Origin of the sequence: Mesorhizobium sp. M0051 (assembly GCF_040323235.1) — a bacterium.
Taxonomy (GTDB): domain Bacteria; phylum Pseudomonadota; class Alphaproteobacteria; order Rhizobiales; family Rhizobiaceae; genus Mesorhizobium.
In genome coordinates, this window is record NZ_JAMYUT010000032.1 from 14887 (window position 1) to 35185 (window position 20299).

Consider the following 20299-nt stretch of genomic DNA (forward strand, 5'->3'; position numbering starts at 1 on the left):
GACCCTTGTGAAGGCGATTGTGTTCGATCGGGCTGGCGCGGCCGAAGATGTTCTTCGCTACAGGGAGGCGCCGAAGCCCGCGTGCGGTCCTCGGCAGGTCCTGCTGCGCGTTACCGCCCGTGTGATCCAGCCGGCCGACCGGCTGTTCATCGCCGGCAAATACGGCACGAAACCCGTCTATCCGCAGGTTGCCGGATACGACGGTGCCGGCATCGTCGAACAAGTCGGCGCCGAAGTCCGCGAGATCGAGATCGGGTGTCGCGTGGCATTTCGCAGCCCCGGTGCATGGGCCGAATACGCCGCCGTTCCGATCGAACAGGTGCATGCTGTACCCATTGAGCTCTCCGAGCGTCTGGCTGATGAGGTGGTCTGTCAGTTTCCGCTCAACCCGCTAACCGCCTGGGGCATGCTGGACCTGGCTCCGGCGGTGCCCGGCCATCGTGTTCTGCTCACTGCGGCGCGCTCCGCGGTTGCCGCCGTCGCCGATCATTTGGCAAGCACGCGGGGCATGACTGTCGAACGCCTAGTGCGCGAGGGCGCGGGCTACCGTCTTCTTGATGCCGAAAACAGAGCTGTCGGACTCGGTGCCAGCATTGCGGAAACCCTCAGCAAGGTGGAGCCCTATCACCTTGTGCTCGATCCGGTCGGCGGCCCCGATACGCTCGCGCTCATCGAACGGATTGCTCCCGGAGGGTCGCTGTTCTCCTACGGAGTCCTGGACGACCGGCCGGTTGAAGTTAAGGCCTCGACCCTGCTCTACAAGTCCCTGCGGTGGCAGGGTTTCGCGATCAGCGCCTGGCAGCGCAACGGTGGCAGGGAGACCCTCGCGAAGGCGACAAGAGAATGTTGGGCGCTGCTTGCCGAACATCCAGGCAAGCTGCCCATCGTCGCCCGCTACGGGCTGGAACAGTTCGGCGCCGCAATCGAACACGCGGCGAAGTCCGCGGGCGAAGGCAAGATTGTGCTGGTCTGAATGCGCGAGCAACTCATGTCGAACTCATCTGAAGACGCAGCCCGCGGGTACCCTGCTTTATCCTCGGCTATGCGAGGCGCCCGAAGCATGCTGTTCCCTCCCCTATCCCGCACCACTTTGAATGTCGGAAAAAGATGCGACTCGACAAGGATGTCATCTCCATGTCGGAGCAGGATTGAATTGAAGCCCTGTCGACGGTGTCGTCCTTCGTCGTCCGCCAGTTCGCCCCGCGATTATTATCCATTGCTGATCGCAAGCAAATGTTCAGCGTTGCGTGGGCCTTTCTGGCGCAATCGCGCAACATCTCTCGACGGCGGCAACCCGAACTGACGAGCATATTCGCGGCTGAACTGGTTTGGGCTTTCGTAACCCACACCGAACGCGATGGAAGTGGCGTTGCCTTCTCCGGCAATGAGCAGGGATCGGGCGTGTAGCAAGCGCACGTGCTTTTGGTACTGCAGCGGGCTGAGCGCCGTCACGGCCTTGAAATGGCGGTGGAACGCGGAAACACTGAGAGCCGCCATCTCCGCTAAAGCCTCGACGCGCAGCGGCTTGGCGAAGTTCCCCCTGATCCACTGGATGGCGATCCCGATCCGCGACAGAGCAGTGTCAGGCGTGGCGATATCACGGAGCAACCAGCCGAGCGGCCCCTGCAGCACGCGGAAAAGAATTTCGCGCTCGTAGGCAGGCGCCAGGGCTGCGATCTCGTTCGGACGCTCCATCAAGCGCAGCATGCGAAGCCAGGCGTCGAGCAGGTCCGGTGTGACCGGCGCGACGGAGAAACCGGGGCTGTAGAGTTCACCTCCAGCAGGTTTGGGCAGGTCGGCCAGCAGATTGGCAAGGATGGCCGGCTCCAGCGTCAGACTGATCGCCAGATAGGGTTCTCCGTTTTCAGATGGGTGCACGGAGCCAACCGCTGGCAGATCGACCGACATCACGAAATAGGTCGCGGGATCGTAGCGGAACGTCCGGTCGCCGACCGTCATCGTCTTCGACCCTCTCAGGATCAGATTGACCATGGGATCGTAGACGGCGGCAAGCTGATGTTCCGGTATCTCGCCCTGAACCATGGCGACACGCGGAATGCCCGTCTCCGTGCGGCGGTTCTCCGCGCGAGAAGCCAGTTGCCTGAGTTCCTGAAGCTGCCTGCCCATGGGCAGCGTTGTTTCACAGCGATGCACGCGGATCAACAGGAAAGCAGAAATAGGCAAGATCCGAAGAGGATCGTGCGAGCGGCCGCGATCCCCCGCGGCTATCACCTGGTCAGTGAATCCAAGGAGCACCAAATGAGCATCGTCATCATCACAGGCGGGAGCCGCGGCCTCGGCGCCAGCGTCGCGATCCAGTGCGCCAGGCGCAGCATGGGTGTCATCCTGACTTACAACAGCAATCCAGATGCGGCAGCGAAGGTCGTCAAAGCGATCATAGCGGATGGCGGCAAGGCAGTCGCCATAAAGCTGGACGTCAGCGACAGTGCGGCGTTCCTTGCGTTTCGCGACGCAGTCGGCGAAGCGCTAGCAAAGACCTGGAACAGAAAGACCTTCGATTTCCTCGTCAATAATGCCGGGCACGGGCTCTACAACCCCATCGCGACGGTGACCGAAGAACAGTTCGAGGGACTGTTCCGCGTGCATCTCAAGGGGCCGTTCTTCCTCACGCAGGCCCTGCTTCCCCTGATCGCCGATGGCGGTCACATCGTAAACGTGACGAGCGCGACCAGCCGTGTGGCGACCGCCGGCGTCGCGCCATACGCCTCCTTCAAGGGCGGCCTTGAAGTCCTGACCCGCTACATGGCCAAGGAGTTCGGCGAGCGCCGCATCCGCGCCAATTCCATCGCACCGGGACCGATCCGCACCGAACTCGGCGGAGGCCTCAGCGAAGAATTCGAGGCGCTGCTCGCCGGGCAGACTGCGCTCGGTCGCGTCGGCGAACCGGGCGATATCGGCTGCATGGTCGCCGGCCTGCTGTCGGACGAGAACCGCTGGATCAACGCCCAGAACATCGAAATCGGCGGCGGCTATATGATTTGAGGAGGCTCACATGCTCGAACATATCTTCCTGACAGCAAATGACACGGCGCGCTCGATCGCCTTTTACGAGAGGATACTCCCGATCCTCGGCATCACCGCTCGCGTCGACTACGACGGCAAGGACGGCCCGGCCGGGCACCCCGACCTCAAGGGCTTCGTTTCGAAGGGCCGGATGTTCTTCTGGCTGAGGCGGGACACAGCAACACCCGGCGCGGTGCATGTCGGCTTCGTCGACGATTCCGAAGCGATGGTGAATTCCCCCCAATGCCGAAGCCTTGGCGGCCGGCGCGACCGAGATCCACGCACCGGGACCGCAGCTTCACTACGATCCCCGCTACTATGCGGCGCAGGTCAGAGACCCGGACGGTTACAGCCTCGAATTCGTCTTCAAGAGCTGGCAGCACCGGAGCTGAAGCGATGACCACCAACACCTTGCGCAAAGCGGCAGGTGCGCTGATCGCGGCAACCAACGCCTTCGACGCCGACACGGCACTGACCTTGTTCACGCCAGATGCGGTGATCGACGACCCGTCGACCGGCCACCGCTTCGACGGTCATGCCGGCGTCCGCGACTACATCGAGCGGTATTTCGTAGGCTATCACACGGTCACCCGCTTCCTCTCGATCGAGAGCATCGGCGATGGCCGAGCGCGCGTGCGGGTCGATTTCACCGGAGACTTTGGTCACGAGATCGGCCTTCTGGACATCTCAGTCAATGCCGCCGGGCTGATCGTTCGCATTGACGCCGATCTCGAATAACTCGGCTAACCCTACGCGCCAAGGCCGCCGCGATATGCCGGTCAGGGTCCTTGGAGCGTGGGGGCCACGCCTTGCTGGCGTGGACGTAAATGCGAACGTCTGCTCGACGCGACAACGGCATGCACCACCGAATGGAATCGACAAGAGATCAATTTGCGAGCCGGTCTATCACTAGGTCGAGCAAGGCTCGTAACCGTGCGAGCCGCCGTAAGTCCCGGTGGTAGCCCACATAGGTATCCCGGCCGGGTGGCGTTTCGCCGATGTCCATCGTTGCGATCCCAGGCGTGCGGTCGCCCAGTGGCCTCGGCAAAACCGCAAGCCCGGCACCCTGCGCACAAAGCTGTGCCTGGACCTCGCGATTGTTGCTGCGCAGGCAGACTTCAGCGTTGGGCAGCTTCTGTTTAAGCCACACTGCGTCGGGCATTTCCGCGTATGCCATATCCATGGTGATCAAACGCGCGCCCGCACCGTCCCCCAGCATCGGGCAGGCCATGCCTGGAGGTCCGTAGAGCGCATAGGGAATGTGCATCAGTCGACGCGAGATCACTTCCGCGTCGCTGAATGGGGCAATCCGAAACACCAGATCGGCCTCTCGCCGGGGAAGGCTGTAGAGGCGCGCGTCGGTGAGCAATTCCACGCACAGCTTCGAATGGCGGCGGCCAAACTCGGCTAGAACGGGAGCCAACATGATGTGACCAAACCAATCCGACGACGATACGCGCAAGTTGCCCTCAAGATGTGCCTCGGCACCGGCAAGCTGCCGCTCGAAGGCCAGCGCCTCTTCCTCGATCCTTTCGGCATGACCGAGCACCGCTTGACCTTCGTCGGTCAGAACAAAACCGTCGGAGTTGCGTTGGAAAAGCGTATGGCCGACAGCCTCTTCCAGCGCGCGCAACCGCCGACCCATCGTCGGCTGCGTCTGCCCAAGTCGGCGCGCTGCCGCGCCCAAGGTGCCCTCGCGGGAAATAGCCAAAAATATCTTCAGATCGCTCCATTCCATCCTTGATACTCAAACGTGTTCGCATGGACCTTCACGAAGATCGCTCAACTTCATGCGATTTCATATGCACCAGATCGAGACCGGTCGCCATGGGAGGCTCGATACTTTCGAGCCGGGAATGCAAGCGCCGGCTCGAATTGTGGGATTCTTGAGCGCCCACGCTCCCCGTCACGCAGTTATGGGTGGGGCCAACCGAGCAAATTCCTCCCGCGTCGCGGGAGTTCCGTCAATCGACTCGTAAACCTTCTTGCTTCGTTCGAGCATGCCCATCAGAGACTTCGGACCTTCGAACGGACGTCCGCCAATGTGCCAGCCATCGGTGTGGAGTTCCTCGATCAAGACCCACACCACTTCGCGAAACGGTCGCAGCGGGCTGTTCCGGGACCGTGACAGCCCCCAATCGACGCCTCCGTTCATGGATCCCAAGAACCTAAAAGGAAAACATCATGCCCTATATTCGCGTTACGTTGGTCGACAACGTCTTCTCCGCCGAGGAGAAGCATGAAATGGCCAAAGCCCTCACAGACGTCATGGTTCGCTTCGAAGGTTCCGAGGCGCGCATCAAACGTCTATGTCAACGACCAGCTTGCCCTGGGCATTGCCATCTTCGATGACTGCGTAGGCATCGCTCGCTGTTTCGAGTGTGAAGAGACGCGGATCGACGATCGGGACAAGCTCGCCAGCCTCCGCTAGCCGCGTGGCCTCCCGCATGATCTCGCCGTGGTGTTCACGACCAATGCCTGTCAGCAGCGGAAGAAGCGTGAACACGCCCGAATAGGTCGCCGCCTTGAACGACAGTGGCGCCAGCGCGTGACTAGCCCAACCGAGGGAACTGACGACATGGCCAAACCGCTTCACGGAGGCGAATGACGCGTCCAGCACCGCCCCGCCGCCGGTGTCGTAGACGACATCGAAGCCGAGACCGTCCGTGTATTCGGCGACATATTGCTCCACCGTCTTCTCGCGATAATCGATCGCGACCGCTCCGAGGCGCTCGATCAACGGCTTCTTAGCGGCTGCGTCAGTGGCGTACACTTCGGCGCCGAACGCCTTCGCGATCTGGATCGCGACATGCCCGACGCCGCCCGCGCCGCCCTGGACCAGGACCTTCTGACCTGCTGAAACCTTGGCACGATCGACGAGGCCCTCCCATGCGGTGATGAAGACCAGCGGCAGCGCTGCCGCCTCGCGCATGGACAGGTTCGCGGGCTTCGGTGCAAGCAGCCGCGCATCGACTGCTGCGAACTGGGCCAGCGAACCTTGGTTGCCGCCCACGCCTCCGGTCATGCCAAAGACCTCGTCTCCGCGTTTGAACGCGGTGACACCCGGACCAACCTGCTCGACGACGCCGGCAAGGTCGATGCCGAGAATCCCCGGAAGCGGATGTTTCGCATGTGCCGCCGCGCCGGCGCGGATCTTGGTGTCGAGAGGATTGACGCCGCTCGCTCTGACCCTGACGAGAACCTCGCCATCGCCGGGAATGGGGCGCGTGACTTCCGACAGCCTGAACGGCTGCTTGAATTGATCCAAGATCAGCGCATTCATGGTAGAGTGGATTGGGACATTGACATGCTCCATCGTTTGTTGACGGAGTTACGTTGCCCCGTCTAAAGCCGCTTGGAAATTAACGATACTGCACGGCGTCCAAACATAAATGTTTGGCCCGAGCGCGGCCTTGCGCACCAGCGCTGACCGAAGCGGAGGCACTCCGTGACTAGACTTGTTGCTGCGGCTGTCGCAGCACCGATGCCGCATTTGTGGACGGCGCCCGGGACATAATTGTCCTTGCCGCCGAGCTTGTCGATGTCGAGCGGCAGGATCAGACCTTCCTGGCAGGCGATCTCGAGCTCTTCGCTTTCGGCATTGACGATGTCCCAGCCGCTGTCCCGCCCTCGACCTTTCGTTAGTCGATCGTCTTGCGCGTGACGCCGGTCTCGGCGGTTACGGATTTGTCGAGCGTGCGAACGCCAGCTGAGGAAGGCGGCCTTCTCGGAACCATACCGGCCATGCCTTTGCCAAGGGACCTGCGGCCGCTGAACGCTACGGCCAGCGAATACATTGTCGTTCTTGCGCCGCCGGCGCGCTTGATGGACTGGGGGATGGCCGAACGCGATACAGCACCGGGCTGTCGCTTTCGTATGATCGGTTTCGCGGCAGTGACGACAATCATGAGTTCAGGCCTAAGCGTCTCGACCGATTTGCCGGCGACATCTTCAAACAGAACCACGCAGGATGCAGCGATCTCACCGTTGACGATCATGCGGCAGGAGCCGCATTGAGCCAGTCCGCAGCCGAATTTCGGGCTGTGAGCTCGAAGTCATTCGCAGCACGTAGAGGAGAGGTGTGCCTGCTTCCGCGTTTGCCAAAGCCCTCGACCGTTGAATCGGAAAGGCACCTTCATGGTCCGGCACAATCGGGTTTCGGCCCCGTGTAGCGGAGTATCCAGAGCCCCTGATTCTTGTCGCTGATATACATGAAACCGCGGCGATCCACGACGACATCCTCGGTCTGCAGGACCAGCTTGTCTTCGGGCATTGGCCCGTAGCGGCGGGTGGGTTCCGGCGGGATGAAATAGCCGACCTCACGCGGAAGCCGGGTGTTCGAAACGTCGTAGATCCTGAGCCCGGCATTGAAGTGCGCGATGTAGAACAGATCGCCCTGTTTCTGGACATCGGGATGATGCTGGTGGTGGTTGATGTTGTGCGGCCCGCGCCAGCCGCCACGCGTTGTGAAATCCGAATAGGGAGCGCCTTCCGGCGGCACGGGTTCGGGCAACAGCGACAGTAGAAAGGGTTCGCTTGGATCTGAAATGTCGATGATCGACGCATGATGCATCGGACCACGTCCATAGGTGACGTTCTCCGAATTGGCGAAGGCGATGCCGCGCTCTGGAATCGGCAGCACGCCATGCACACCGAAGCGCGAATGAAACGGAGGGCTGAAGCTTAGGCCGCCGACCTGCCTCGGCCGCGAGACGTCGCTGATGTCGAGCACAATTATACCGGCCGCGCCGTAAGGCAAATAGACGAGATCGCCGGTGACATAGGGCGGGCCGTGCAGCGAGACATCCGCGCCCGTGCTGGCGCAGAAGGCGCCGCACATGCATTGCGGCTTCAGTCGCAACTGGTAGCGATCGGAGGTCTTCTGGTCGGCGGCGGGCTCCGCGACTGCGAAGCTCTCGCCGCCGGTCTCATGCTGGCCCGGCACCCACCAACGTCCGGCTTCGCGCGGCTTGGAGCGATCCGAGATATCGAGAATGACGTAGATGTTGCCCTTGTACCCCGGCATGCCGGCGGCAAGGTGAACGTAGCGCCCGCCGGGATAAAGATTGCGGTGAGTGCCGTTTCCGCCAGTTCGGTAGTGGCTCAGTTGTTTCGGATTGACGGGATCGGCGATATCCCAGATCAGAACCCCTTCTCCGAACGGCGCATCGGGATCGCCACCGAAATTCGCGAATGGCTTTTCGAGTGCGGTCACCATCGTGTCGCCGGACAAATCGATCTGCAGCGTCCAGGTGTTCGTGCCGGGATAAGGCACGAATTTGAGGACCTCCGGCTTTGCCGGGTCGGTTACGTCGATGATGCTCCATCCGGAGTGCCAGAAGTGCCCGGTATAAAGATACCATCGCTCGCCTACCTGCCTGATCGCCATCTTGAAGGCCGGGCGATGATCGAGATCGGTATAGCCAACCGCTTCGACATTATGGGCGAAGGCGCCGGAAGGTGCCGGCGACGAAGCTGGAACCGGCTGTGCAAGTGCCTCGCAGACAAGCCCGGATTGAGATGCTGCTGCGAGCGCCGCTCCGGCAAGCGGCACCTTGAGCATCTGGCGGCGTGAAATCTCGGAATTCTTCAAAATCCTGCCTCCTTCTTTTGCGGCTTTTCAGATTTTGCAGGCTCCAATACTTTCAGTCCAATATCGATTGGACTCGCAGTAATTCGATTTGGGAAACTAGAAATGGACCACAAGCTCATGCAGTCCTTCGTGGCTGTAGCGGAAGAACTGCATTTCGGGCGCGCCGCAATACGCCTGCACATCTCCCAACCCCCTCTGACAAAGCAGATCCAGCAGCTGGAGCAGGCCATCGGCGTGCGCCTACTCGATCGCACCAAGCGCAAGGTCGAACTGACTGCTGCCGGCCGTGTGTTTCTGGACGAAGCGCGGGCAGTGCTTCATCAGACGGGGCAAGCGGTGGAGCTTGCCCGCAAAGCCGATCGTGGTGAAACCGGCCATCTGTCCGTCGGGTTCATCGATGCGGCGATCTACAGTGTCGTGCCTGCAATCGTTCAGCGCTTTGTTGAAGCCTATCCAGAGGTCGAGTTGAGCCTGACGGACCTGCGTATTCCCAGTCAGATCAAACTCGTGGCTGAAGGCCAACTCGATATCGGCTTTGTTCATCCGCCTATTGTTCACAACGCTCTGCAGGTCGAAAGCATATTGGTCGAACCTTTGATCGTAGCCTTGCCGGAAACGCATCGGTTGGCCTCGGAAGCCGAGGTGGCGCTGGCGGACTTGGCACCAGAGGCACTGATTCAATTTCCGCGCGGCATCAATCCATCCCTTTATGACGAGATCGTCGGGCTGTGCCGGGCGTCGGGCTTCAGCCCAAGGATCGTGCGGGAAGCAACGCCCAAGCAGACGATCATCGGCCTTGTATCTGTCGGGCTTGGCGTTTCACTGTTGCCAGCCTGCCTTCAGAACCTGCGTCGATCCGGCGTGGTCTATCGTCCAATTCGGGGCCGAAACCTGGCTATCGATACCTCCATCATCTATCGGCGCGAACAGCCCTCACCGGTGCTGAAGGCATTCCTCGACGTCGTGCGGAGCACGACGCAGACCAATAGCCGTGGGCGGTAGTCTCGGCAATCACTTGGCTCGCGCGACCTTGGCTGTAGCCTCTTCGACGAGAGTGCGATCGCCGCTTTCCTCGGCCAAGTGAAGCGTCATCCGCGAGACCTGCCAGCCGCTGCCGGTGCGGATAAGCGCGTATTCGTAAGATCCGGCCACGACCCACATGCGATCGCCCAGCCAGTGCGTTGCGCGGACACTGGCTTGTGCCGTTGCCGCGCCATCGCCGATCTCGACCTGGATATCGGAAAGCTCATGACGCGTGGCGTCGAAACCCGGCAGCAGGTCGGCCCAGGCATCCATCAACGCCGAGGGCGCAAAGCGCTGCGGCTCGCCACCCCACAAGGACGTGTAATCGATCGTCGTTTCCGGTGCGAAGAAGCGTTCGAGAGGGCGGAAATCGCGATTGTCGGCGTAGACGGCGACGGCGGAGATTACGCCGGCTATGCGGGCTTCGTCGGCGGGCGACGCAAAGGACGTCTGAGCGCCAGCGACTGTGAGCAGCGCGGCGCCGAGCAACGCCGCCTTCATTCCACGACATCTTTGGCCGGTGGTTCCAGTGGGTCGCGTCGATGCTGGGTTTGAATGATTAGGTTCCATGGAAATATCCTCCTTGTTTGCATGCAAGCGTTTCGTTACCATCCATCAATCCGCCAGCCGCCCGAGCAGCGGCTTTGGTGCAAGGTAGGCCCAGCGCCCTGGCACCGGGGTAGTTCTGTTTCAAGAACCACTATTGATTCGGTTGAAATGCGCCGCAGCTGCATCGGCGGCCCGCGTCACGTTCTCGGGCTTGTCGTAGAAGTCGAACTGGGCGACGTCGTCCAGCCAGAGTTCGGACCGGTCGCCCTCAAGAAGCGCGAAGAAAGCATGCGCACCCTGCGGGATCGCTGCGGCTTCCGAGTGGACGATGAGCGTTGGCTTGTGGAGCTGCGCACCGACGGCCACGGAGTCGTAGGTCAGCCACGGTTCCCAAGAGGCCAGGTTGAACTTGTTGTCATAGGCCGGGATGAGGCCCCGGTTACTCTCCGTGTAATAGGGTATCTGGTACATCAGCGACGTCCGGTCGCTCATGCTCGCGGCGACGACGATCCGGGGTCGGCCCTTGCGCTCGGCGGCCTCGGCCTGTCGCGATGTCGCAATCAGTGCGGCCACACCTTCTGGACCGCCATAGACCTGTTCGACGATGCGGGCGTCATGCAGCCAGGGAGCCACCAGCGCCACGCTGGCGAAGTTCGCATTGGCTGATGCGGCCTGCGCCATGTAGCCGGCTGAGGCGCAGATACCGAGGCCCGCGATCTTTGCCGCGTCGACATCAGGCAAACTCGCCATGAAACGGCCGGCAGCAACAATATCCGACTTCTTGGCCGCAGGGTCTTCCCTGAACCTGGCAGTCCCGCCGGACTCACCCCAGCCGCGGAAGTCGAAGGCAAGGGACACGTAGCCGCGTTCTGCCATTTCTCGGGCATAGAGGCCGGACATCTGCTCCTTGACCGATGTCCAGGCGCCGGTCACCAGCACGCCGGGGCGCTTCTCGCCAGGCCGGTAATCGGCGGGCAGATAAAGTGTGCCGATCAGGGCGACCCCTTCATTGTCAAAGGAAACCTTGCGGGTCTGAACCTCAGCGGCAAGCGCAGCTCCGGCAAAAAACATCGAAGCCGCCGCGGCGATAAACGACGAGAGCACGGACATGGGAAAAGCCTCCTCAGGACAGGATTTCCTCAAGCATCGCGCCATGACGTCCGCTCGTCAGCGCCCGTCCTTGCGCTTTGCCGATCCGATCTTGCGCTTCAGTGCCCGCGCCAGGCTCCCGGTCTCTCGCCCACCAGCTTGCGGAACTGCGCCGCGAACTTTGCCGGATTGGAATAACCGACCCGCCATGCGACCTCGGCGATCGGTAGTCGGGTTGAGCGCAACAGATCCTTCGCCCGCTCGATCCGGCGCGAGACGACAAAGGCATGTGGCGGCACGCCAACGGCAGCGCGAAATGCGCGCGCGAAGTGGAACCGACTCATCACCGCTACCGCCGCCAGGTCATCGAGCGTGATATCATCCGCAAGATGCGCCTCGATATAGTCGAGCGCCCGCAGAATACGTGGCTCTGCCGCAGGCGGATCGCCTGCAGGCTGGCCCGCGAGACGCGTGAGCTGCGCTGCGAGTGCGACAGCCAAAGCGTCGCGATATAGCCGAGGCGCGGCATTTCCTGCAGCGTGGAGGCTGATGGCGAGTTGAGTCACCAACGCATCGATCGTACCTGACCGAGGCACAAAGGACGGTGCTGGCATCCCCGCACCCATGAGGAGATCGTCGTCGATCTCGACATTGAGGAAGTCGTTCGGCTCATCCCACCGGCACCAGCCCTCGAAGCCGGCGGGGAAAACCCAGCCTTGGCCCGGCAGCAATGGCAAGGCCCGGCGGCGGTCATTCCCATAAGCGGCATGATGGCTTCTAAGCGGCGCCAGCACCACGCCCACGGTCACGCGCTCGAAATGGAACGCACCTTCGCCAGGACCGACCCTGAGAAACGTGGACGCGCCTCCCGACCATTCATATGAACCGGGGCGCAGTTCTCGCCTGGTCTGTTCCAGCCCGATCAACATGGATTCAAAATAGCAACAGAGGTCGCAAGCTGCCAGTGAACCGCTTCAAATACGGCTCTGTCGCAAACCTTTCGGTAATCGGAGCATGCATGGAACGCTCCTCAGCCATGGAGGAGCACGTGATGTTCAAGGGCCGCCATTTCGACCTCTGTCGAAACACGGTTGTGTGCGTCAAGTTCTGCAAAAATGGCGTGGCGGTGTGGGGCGGTTACTCTAAACATTGGCGCTGCCTTTCGTTTCCGGACAGCGACATCAAATGTTGCAGCCGTCCATGCGTGGATCAGTCTGCAGCTTCAAGCCCCTTCACCTTCGGGCCTAGCGGTTTCCACAGGCTCCCGTGGCCGTCGGCATTTTTCGGCTGCGTAAAGACCTCAAAGCAGAACGACAGCCGACGTCGTTGGCGGGGTCCGCTCCCACCGCCAACTTTGTTGACCGTCATGGGCATAGCTGAACGCCCTGCGTATGATACCAGAATGGTACCCATCCGTAGGGGGCCTACCTCACTGCCTCAATAACCTGTAAGTAACTGAAATTATTTGATGAATTATGGTACCGTTGGCTGGGATCGAACCAGCGACCTCCGGATCCACAATCCGGCGCTCTAACCATCTGAGCTACAACGGCACGTTTGCCTGAACGGGTCGAAGCGGAAACTCATCCCACTCGACCGCTCTGTCGTTCGGCGATGCGTCCTTACGGGCTTATGGATTCTAATTCAAGGCTTTTGGAAAGCAAAGGTCACTTCCCCACATCGGCGCGATATTCGCCGGCGCCAGGCAAAGAAAAAGGCCGGCGGGAGGAGGTGCCGGCCTTTTCCTGTTACGAGCCAGCGGGAGGAGGTGCTGGCTGGTCACCCCGGCAGGCAGAGGGAGGAGGTTCCACCCGCCGGGTATTCCTTGATTGCCGACATCATACGCCCGATCTTTTTTAAGAAAATGCGACCTTTTGTTGCATCTTCAGATCATGCGTAAATGTTAAGCAATCTTGATATCCTTCATCGCCTTCTCGAAGGCGGTCTTGATCGGCTTGGAGACGTCCTCGGCTGCCTTGGAGGCGACAGCCTGGAAGTCCTTGGCCTGCTCCACCGTCGTCTCGACGCGCTTGCGCAGGAACGCGGTCTGCAACTCGACGACTTCCGACAACGACTTGGCGCCGATCAGCGCTTCGAGATGGGAAAAGCCGGCCTCTGCATTGGCACGCAGAGCGGAAATGGTCTTGAGCGACAGGTCGCTCGAAACGGTCTTGGCGGTCTCGAAGGTCGACTCCAAAGCCTTCTGGGTCTCCTCGGCGCCAGTCTTCAGCTTGGCATAGGCTTCCTTTGACTGCTCAACACCCTTTTCGGCGAAAGCGCGCATCTGGTCGGTAGCCTTGGAAGCGTCGAAGCTCGGGAATTCAACGTTTTCAATCGTCTCGGCAGTCTTGGTCTTGGACATTTTCCATCCTTTTCAGCGCCAGCGGCTTTGACAGAAAGCCGTCTCGTTCATGTATGATGGCAATATAAAGGCAAATTTTGTGCATTGCAATATCTTTGTTGCAGTGCACCATAAATTCTTTTGGGCCGTTAACCAAGAGCCCAGATTCCGGCCTTTGCACGTTCTGGCTTGTGGACCTTCGCGCCTCCGGCTTTTATTAACAAAGCGTTAACTGCAAATTCGCCGCTCCGTGAGGGTTCGCCAAGCGCATGCCGTCCGAATATTCCTTCCTTGACGTCGCCGTGCTCGACGCGGTCCGCCATCGCTTTGCCGCCGGCGACGCGATCGCGATCCTGTCGGCGGACCTGGAGCAGGTGATCTGGGCCAATGGGCCGGGAGCCGCGATGTTCGGCTATCCCGACATCGAGGCCATCATCGGCACCTCGGCGCAACTGCCCTTGATAGCCAGGCGCCAGATCATGGCGACCAGCGGATTTCCCGAGATCGGCAATGACAGGGCTATCACGGTGCGGCTTGCGACCGGCATGACCAGCCGCGCCGTCAGCTTCCTGGCCAGCGCCGTGTCCATGCCGGATGCCGAAAAGGCGATCATGCTGGCCGTGCCGGCGGCGCAGACGGGCTCGCGCAGTGCCGGCGAAATCGCCGCTCGCGCCATCAGCGGGTTTACCGAGGATGGCCATTTCATCGCCTTTGTCGATGCCGCAGGCAACGTCGAGGCCGCCTCGGAGGGGTTTTCTGCGCTGGGCATCCTGCCGGAGACGCTGGCTGCGCTCGTCGCCGACGTCGCGGCTGAGAGCGACCGCATCGTCAAGCGCCTCGTCCCCGGCGGCACGGCCGCCTATCCGGCGGGGCTGGCACGATTGACCGAGGAGCGGCATCTGCTGGTGGTGATCGACGAGGACCAACTCGACGACACCGCAGCTGGCGGCGAACATCCAGCGCAAACCATTGCCGAGGCCGCGCCTGGCGACGCTGCTGTTCAGCCGGAACAGGGTGCCGAGCCCGCGGACAAACCGGGTGCCTCACAACCGACCAGCGATATCGCCGCATCGCAGGCGCATGAGATCGCCGACGCGACGGTGCAGCCGCCGACAGCCGCCAACAGCGATCATCCACCTGCGCGCACGCCGGCGCAGCACGACCATTGGTACTTCAACACCGGCGAGGACGAGGGGCAACAGGCGCACCGGCCAGCCGCGCCTGAACCTGAAGCGCCCGCAGAACCGGCCGCTCTGGACACTCCCGCCCAAAACACGAAACAACAAGACCCGATACGGAATGATGTCCAGGCCACCTCCGCGGCCGCGCCTGGGACCGTTCCGGCGATAGACCGCATGGCGCCGCCGCTACGCTTCGTCTGGCGCACCGACGCCGAAGGCAAATTCAGTGCGCTGTCGCCGGAATTCGCCTCCATCGTCGGCAAGCCCGCAGCCGACGTGATCGGCCGGCGCTTCAGGGATGTCGCGGCCACTTTCGGCCTCGACCCCTCCGACGAGATCGCAGGCCTTCTGGAACGGCGCGATACCTGGTCCGGGCGCTCCGTGCTGTGGCCGGTGGTCGGCACCGATCTGAAGATACCTGTCGATCTGGCGGCGCTGCCTGTCTATGGCCGCAGCCGTGCCTTCGAGGGTTTTCGCGGCTTCGGCGTCGCCCGCGCCAGTGATGCGGTCGTCGATCCTGAAGCCATCGGCATGGCGCTGGTGCCCAACGGTGCGGCACCGGCGGCACCGGAACCGAAAACCCTCGAACCAGCATCGGGAGAGCCGAAGGCCGAGGGCCCACCGGCTTCGGACCCTTTCAAGGGCGAGGTGCCGGCGCTGACCATCGTGCCGAAACCGGAACGGCGCTTTGCCGACAAGGTGATCCGGCTGGCCGAACATCGTCAGCCGGCCAACGACAAGGGCCTGTCGAGCCTGGAACGCAGCGCGTTCCGCGAGATCGGCGAACGGCTGAGGAAGGACAGTTCCCCGGTCGAGCCGACGAGCGAGACATCCACGGAACCGGCGGTGGAAGCAGCAGACGTGCCGACAGCGGGGACGGAAGCTTCTGCAGTCGGCGGGGTTTCATCAACGCCCGACACCGCGTCGCATGAACAGCCTACGCATGCCGGCGAAATCCCTGCGGCAGAGCCAGAGAACGAGACAGCGCCAGCCGAGCCGTCCGATGTCGATGCCGAGGACGAGCGGGATCTGGCGCGGCTTGATGGCGGCCACCCGGACGAAACGGTTCAGGAGCCCGATGCGCCGCCGAATGCGACGGGCTCGTTGCTGGATTATGCCGGCCATGTCAACGAAAGCGACGCTGCCGCGAACAATAGTGGCGCGTCCCCGGTCTCCGAACCGGTGGCGGCGGAACCAGACATCACCAAACCCGGTGCGACTGGCGAGGAGCCGGTTGGCGCCGATGCGCGACGTGATGCCGTCGATGACGACAGCATGACGTCAGCTGATTTTCGCGATGCCGAAGATAGTGAAGATTGGGCGCAGCCCGACGAGAAAGCCTCGCCCGACCAGCAGGCGGTGGCGTCCGCCGAGACAACTGCCAGCGCAGAGGACGTCGTGGAAACACGCATCGAGCGCCCGCGCCTGCAGGTGCCGCCGCTCAAGGCCGAAGGGTTCGTGCCGTCGGCGTTTTCGGCCGGAGATGAGCACAAGGTTCCCGACACTTCGCTTCTCGGCAAGCTGCCCGTGCCGCTGCTCATCCATTCCGGCGACGAGCTGCACTATGCGAACGGGGAATTCCTCAACCTGACCGGCTATGAGGCACTCGACGACCTTGCGGATGCCGGTGGCCTCGGCGCCCTGTTTGCCGACCCCTACGCCGATGACGGTTCTTCCGACGGCGCCGATCGCGCGCTGCGGCTGAAGACGCGTGACGGGCAGGAATTCCCGATCGAAGCTATTCTACGCTCAGTCCCCTGGCGCGACGGCAAGGCGTTGATGCTGGTGGTACGCCGCCACGGCGAAGATGACGCACCGGTGCATGCGGTTGGCGACGAGCAGACGCAGCCCGACATTCCCGAGCTCAAGGCGCGCATCGCCGAGATGCGCACCATCATCGACACCGCCACCGACGGCGTCGTGCTGATCGGCCGAGACGGCACCATCCGATCGATCAGCCGTCCGGCCGAAGCGCTGTTCGGTTTCGACAGCGACGATGTTACCGGCAAGCCGTTCGCTTCACTATTTGCAATCGAAAGCCAGCGGGCGGCGCGCGACTATCTCAACGGACTGTCCGAACCCGGCGTGGCGAGCGTGATGAATGACGGCCGCGAGGTAATCGGGCGCGAGGCGCAGGGGCGGTTCATCCCGCTGTTCATGACCATTGGCAGGCTGCCCAACGACAGCGGCTTCTGTGCTGTCGTGCGTGACATCACGCAGTGGAAGCGGGCCGAAGAGGACTTGACGCAAGCGCGTGCGATGGCAGAGCGCGCGTCCTCGCAAAAGACCGATTTCCTGGCCCGCATCAGCCACGAGATCCGCACGCCGCTCAATGCCATCATCGGCTTTTCCGAACTGATGGTCGACGAGAAGTTCGGACCTGTCGCCAATGACCGCTACCGCGACTATCTGCGCGACATCAACCGCTCGGGCAATCATGTGCTCGACCTAGTCAACGACCTGCTCGACATCTCGAAGATCGAGGCCGGCCAGCAGGAAATGGCCTACGAGGCGGTGTCGCTCAACGACACGCTGGCTGAGACTGTGGCGATGATGCAGCCACAGGCCAACCGTGAGCGCGTCATCATCCGCTCCAGCTTCGCTTCGCGTTTGCCGGAAGTGGTGGCCGACCTGCGCAGCGTGCGCCAGATCGCGCTCAACATCCTGTCGAACGCCATCCGCTATACCCAGGCCGGCGGCCAGGTGATCGTCTCGACCGCCTATGAGACGTCGGGCGACGTCGTCATGCGGGTACGCGACACCGGCATCGGCATGAGCCAGGCCGAGATCGAGCAGGCGCTGAAGCCATTCAAGCAGATTAACGCGCTGAAGCGCGGACGTGGCGACGGCACCGGGCTGGGATTGCCGTTGACCAAGGCGATGGTCGAAGCCAACCGCGCCCGGTTCATCATCAACTCCACACCGGGTGAAGGCACGCTGGTCGAGGTCGCGTTTCCGTCGACTCGTGTGCTTGCGGAATAGGCCAGCGCCCTCCACAGCTCGATCCCTTTTGTTTGTCGCAACTCCCAAAGGGATGCGCTTTTCCCGGGAAAAACGCTCGACGCTTTTCCTGGAATTGCTTCAGCAAAAGAAAAGGCGCCCAAAAGGACGCCTTAAGAGATGGAATTGCTGTCACAACGGGGGCTTGAGCGAATCGGATCCTCCGGGGGCCGAGGAACGGGATTTCTCCCTCAAGTTGTATGCGACTATCGACGCCGGACCTTAACAACTCCTTACCGAGGCGGCGGAAAATTTACGGATGTGTACCACTGATGAAATCTAGGTAAATTCTACCGACATATTTCGGTAACCATGCTGGAAATCCTTGTTTCATGCAGGTCGTTGGCTCAAAGCCCGAGCCAATTTGTGCAACATGCATTGGCGGGTCACTCGGCCAGTTGCGGCAGGTTCTTGAACAGCTCAAGCGCCTCTGGGTTGGCGAGCGCCTCCTTGTTCTTGATGGCGCGGCCATGCACCACGTCGCGTACCGCAAGCTCGGTGATCTTGCCCGATTTGGTGCGCGGGATGTCGGTGACGGCGACGATCCTGGCCGGCACGTGACGCGGGCTCGCCCCGCTGCGGATTTTTGCCCGTATGCGTTTCTCGAGTTCCTCATCGAGTTGCACGCCAGCGGCCAGGCGCACGAACAGCACGACGCGCACGTCATTGTCGAAATCCTGGCCGATGCACAGCGCCTCCAGGATTTCCGGCATCTGCTCGACCTGGTTGTAGATCTCCGCCGTGCCGATCCTCACGCCACCCGGGTTGAGCGTGGCGTCGGAACGGCCATGGATGATCAGGCCGCCATGCCCGGTCCATTCGGCGAAATCGCCATGACACCAGACATTGTCGAAGCGCTCGAAATAGGCCGCGTGGTATTTCTTGCCCCCGGGGTCGTTCCAGAAGCCGATCGGCATCGACGGAAAGGCCTTGGTGCAGACCAGTTCGCCCTTCTCCTGCCTGACCGGCTTGCCGTCGTCGTCCCAGACATCGACGGCAAGGCCGAGGCCCGGACCCTGGATCTCGCCGGTCCAGACAGGCTGCGTCGGCACGCCGAGCACGAAGCAGGAGACGATGTCGGTGCCGCCGGAGACCGAGGCCAGATGGACGTCCTTTTTGATGCCGTCGTAAACGAAGCGGAAATCTTCCGGCGACAGCGGCGACCCGGTGGAGGAAATCGCACGCACATCAGACAGATCATGGCTGCGGATCGGCTTTAGTCCGGCCTTGCGGACGGAATCGATGAACTTGGCCGAGGTGCCGAAGAAGGTCATCTTCTCGGCATCGGCAAAGTCGAACAGCGCATTGCCGTCAGGGTAGAAGGGCGAGCCGTCATAGAGCAGCAGCGTGGCACCCGAAGCGAGCCCCGACACGAGCCAGTTCCACATCATCCAGCCGCAGGTGGTGAAGTAGAAGAAGCGGTCGCCTTCGATCAGCCCTGCATGCAGCCGGTGTTCCTTGACATGCTGGATCAGCGTGCCGCCGGCCGAATGGACGATACATTTGGGAATGCCGGTCGTTCCTGATGAGAACAGGATGTAAAGCGGATGCGAAAACGGCAGCTGCTCGAAGCTAACGCGCTTGCCGGCGAAGGGCGACAGCGCCTCTTCAAGCGCCACGGCCTTATCGATGGTCCCAGCGACATCGCTCGATGTGCCGAGATAATCGACGACCAGGACCTTGCGGACGCTCGAGAGCTTGGCCGCGACCGCAGCGATCTTGTCGGCGACCTCGATCGCCTTGCCATTGTACCAATAGCCGTCAGGCGCGATGAAGACGACAGGCTCGATCTGGCCGAAGCGATCGAGCACGCCCTGCTCGCCGAAATCGGGAGAGCAGGACGACCAGACGGCGCCGATAGAGGCGGCGGCAAGCATGGCGGCGACGGTCTCGGGCATGTTGGGCATCATCGCGGCAATGCGATCGCCCTTCTTCACCTTGAGCGACAGGAAAAGCTGCTGCAGGCGTGAGGTCAGCGCATGCAACTCGTTCCAGGACAGACGGCGCTCGACCTTGTCCTCGCCGCGAAACACGATTGCTTCACCGGTCCCGGTCTGCTTCAGGAGATTCTCGGCGAAATTCAGTGTCGCATAGGGAAAGAACGAGGCGCCGGGCATTCTGTCACCGTCGACAAGGATGGCATCGCCCGCATTGGTCCCCTTGTCGCCGACGATGCCGCAGAAATCCCAAACCAGGCTCCAGAACCCTTCACGATCCTCGACCGACCACGCGTGAAGCTGCGGATACGAAGAAAACGCTACACCGGCCCTCAGTGCGGCTGCCTTGGTGAAAGCGGTCAAGGGTGCCGCATCAACTTGCTCTTGCGTCGGGGTCCAGAGCGGTACTTCGGCAGCCATGATCGTTCCTCCACGGTCGCCATCGCTTATGCATATCGCAGCGCAGCAGAGCAAGATTTTGTTCGATTGATGCGGCTAGATGTGCGCAAATGCCATCGCCGGGCCATAAAGACTTGAAATGCCTCAGCCCTAGGTCGTAGTG

16 protein-coding genes and 1 tRNA gene are annotated in these 20299 nt (G+C 61.8%); 6 read left to right on the top strand and 11 right to left on the bottom strand.

Features of this window, described 5'->3' with window-relative positions:
• Positions 1 to 7 precede the first annotated feature (7 nt).
• Entirely contained in the window at positions 8 to 973 is a 966-nt protein-coding gene (locus NKJ90_RS26825; RefSeq protein ID WP_023758342.1) for an alcohol dehydrogenase catalytic domain-containing protein, read from the top strand.
• Positions 974 to 1209: 236 nt separating this feature from the next.
• On the opposite strand, the gene NKJ90_RS26830 is transcribed toward NKJ90_RS26825, so the two are convergent.
• Positions 1210 to 2127 (bottom strand): AraC family transcriptional regulator, encoded by a 918-nt coding sequence (locus NKJ90_RS26830; RefSeq protein ID WP_023758343.1) that lies wholly within the window; start codon positions 2125 to 2127, stop codon positions 1210 to 1212.
• A 132-nt stretch (positions 2128 to 2259) separates the two neighbouring features.
• Between NKJ90_RS26830 and NKJ90_RS26835 the strand changes: the two genes are divergently transcribed.
• From NKJ90_RS26835 to NKJ90_RS26845, 3 genes are read left to right on the top strand one after another with little or no spacing between them, the layout of a single operon-like run.
• Positions 2260 to 3003, top strand: a complete 744-nt coding sequence (locus NKJ90_RS26835) for an SDR family NAD(P)-dependent oxidoreductase (RefSeq protein ID WP_023758344.1) — start codon at positions 2260 to 2262, stop codon at positions 3001 to 3003.
• Positions 3004 to 3013: 10 nt separating this feature from the next.
• Positions 3014 to 3424 carry a VOC family protein gene (locus NKJ90_RS26840; RefSeq protein ID WP_245266513.1) on the top strand — a complete coding sequence of 137 codons (411 nt, stop codon included), beginning with the start codon at positions 3014 to 3016 and terminating at the stop codon, positions 3422 to 3424.
• The gene (locus tag NKJ90_RS26845) at positions 3421 to 3762 is read left to right on the top strand and encodes a nuclear transport factor 2 family protein (RefSeq protein ID WP_023758345.1); all 342 of its coding nucleotides are present in this window, start codon (positions 3421 to 3423) and stop codon (positions 3760 to 3762) included. Before NKJ90_RS26840 ends, NKJ90_RS26845 begins: the two co-directional genes overlap by 4 nt.
• Positions 3763 to 3910: 148 nt before the next feature.
• On the opposite strand, the gene NKJ90_RS26850 is transcribed toward NKJ90_RS26845, so the two are convergent.
• The 4 genes from NKJ90_RS26850 to NKJ90_RS26865 all read right to left on the bottom strand — a co-directional run bounded on the left by NKJ90_RS26850 (position 3911) and on the right by NKJ90_RS26865 (position 8617).
• Complete coding sequence (locus NKJ90_RS26850) at positions 3911 to 4762, bottom strand: LysR family transcriptional regulator (protein ID WP_023758346.1); 852 nt, start codon at positions 4760 to 4762, stop codon at positions 3911 to 3913.
• Positions 4763 to 5323: 561 nt separating this feature from the next.
• A complete protein-coding gene (locus NKJ90_RS26855; protein ID WP_023758348.1) occupies positions 5324 to 6307 on the bottom strand; it encodes a zinc-dependent alcohol dehydrogenase family protein in 984 nt (327 codons plus the stop codon).
• A gap of 358 nt (positions 6308 to 6665) precedes the next feature.
• Positions 6666 to 7022 carry a hypothetical protein gene (locus NKJ90_RS26860; RefSeq protein ID WP_023758350.1) on the bottom strand — a complete coding sequence of 119 codons (357 nt, stop codon included), beginning with the start codon at positions 7020 to 7022 and terminating at the stop codon, positions 6666 to 6668.
• A gap of 137 nt (positions 7023 to 7159) precedes the next feature.
• Complete coding sequence (locus NKJ90_RS26865; protein ID WP_352487168.1) at positions 7160 to 8617, bottom strand: LVIVD repeat-containing protein; 1458 nt, start codon at positions 8615 to 8617, stop codon at positions 7160 to 7162.
• Positions 8618 to 8719: 102 nt separating this feature from the next.
• Between NKJ90_RS26865 and NKJ90_RS26870 the strand changes: the two genes are divergently transcribed.
• The gene (locus NKJ90_RS26870) at positions 8720 to 9619 is read left to right on the top strand and encodes a LysR family transcriptional regulator (protein WP_023758352.1); all 900 of its coding nucleotides are present in this window, start codon (positions 8720 to 8722) and stop codon (positions 9617 to 9619) included.
• A 9-nt stretch (positions 9620 to 9628) separates the two neighbouring features.
• On the opposite strand, the gene NKJ90_RS26875 is transcribed toward NKJ90_RS26870, so the two are convergent.
• The 5 genes from NKJ90_RS26875 to NKJ90_RS26895 form a co-directional block, all read right to left on the bottom strand.
• Positions 9629 to 10141 (bottom strand): nuclear transport factor 2 family protein, encoded by a 513-nt coding sequence (locus NKJ90_RS26875; protein ID WP_023758353.1) that lies wholly within the window; start codon positions 10139 to 10141, stop codon positions 9629 to 9631.
• 189 nt (positions 10142 to 10330) lie between these two features.
• On the bottom strand, positions 10331 to 11299 hold the full coding sequence (locus NKJ90_RS26880; protein WP_023758354.1) for an alpha/beta hydrolase: 969 nt from the start codon (positions 11297 to 11299) through the stop codon (positions 10331 to 10333).
• A 98-nt stretch (positions 11300 to 11397) separates the two neighbouring features.
• A complete protein-coding gene (locus tag NKJ90_RS26885; protein WP_023758355.1) occupies positions 11398 to 12207 on the bottom strand; it encodes an AraC family transcriptional regulator in 810 nt (269 codons plus the stop codon).
• A 547-nt stretch (positions 12208 to 12754) separates the two neighbouring features.
• A tRNA-His gene (locus NKJ90_RS26890) sits at positions 12755 to 12831 on the bottom strand.
• Positions 12832 to 13181: 350 nt separating this feature from the next.
• Entirely contained in the window at positions 13182 to 13640 is a 459-nt protein-coding gene (locus tag NKJ90_RS26895) for a phasin (RefSeq protein ID WP_023758356.1), read from the bottom strand.
• Positions 13641 to 13888: 248 nt separating this feature from the next.
• Here NKJ90_RS26895 and NKJ90_RS26900 point away from each other — a divergent pair, with 248 nt between their 5' ends.
• On the top strand, positions 13889 to 17782 hold the full coding sequence (locus tag NKJ90_RS26900; protein WP_023758357.1) for a PAS domain S-box protein: 3894 nt from the start codon (positions 13889 to 13891) through the stop codon (positions 17780 to 17782).
• A gap of 404 nt (positions 17783 to 18186) precedes the next feature.
• Here the strand turns inward: NKJ90_RS26900 and NKJ90_RS26905 are convergent, their stop codons facing one another.
• Positions 18187 to 20157 carry an acetoacetate--CoA ligase gene (locus NKJ90_RS26905; protein WP_352487169.1) on the bottom strand — a complete coding sequence of 657 codons (1971 nt, stop codon included), beginning with the start codon at positions 20155 to 20157 and terminating at the stop codon, positions 18187 to 18189.
• Positions 20158 to 20299: the final 142 nt, after the last annotated feature.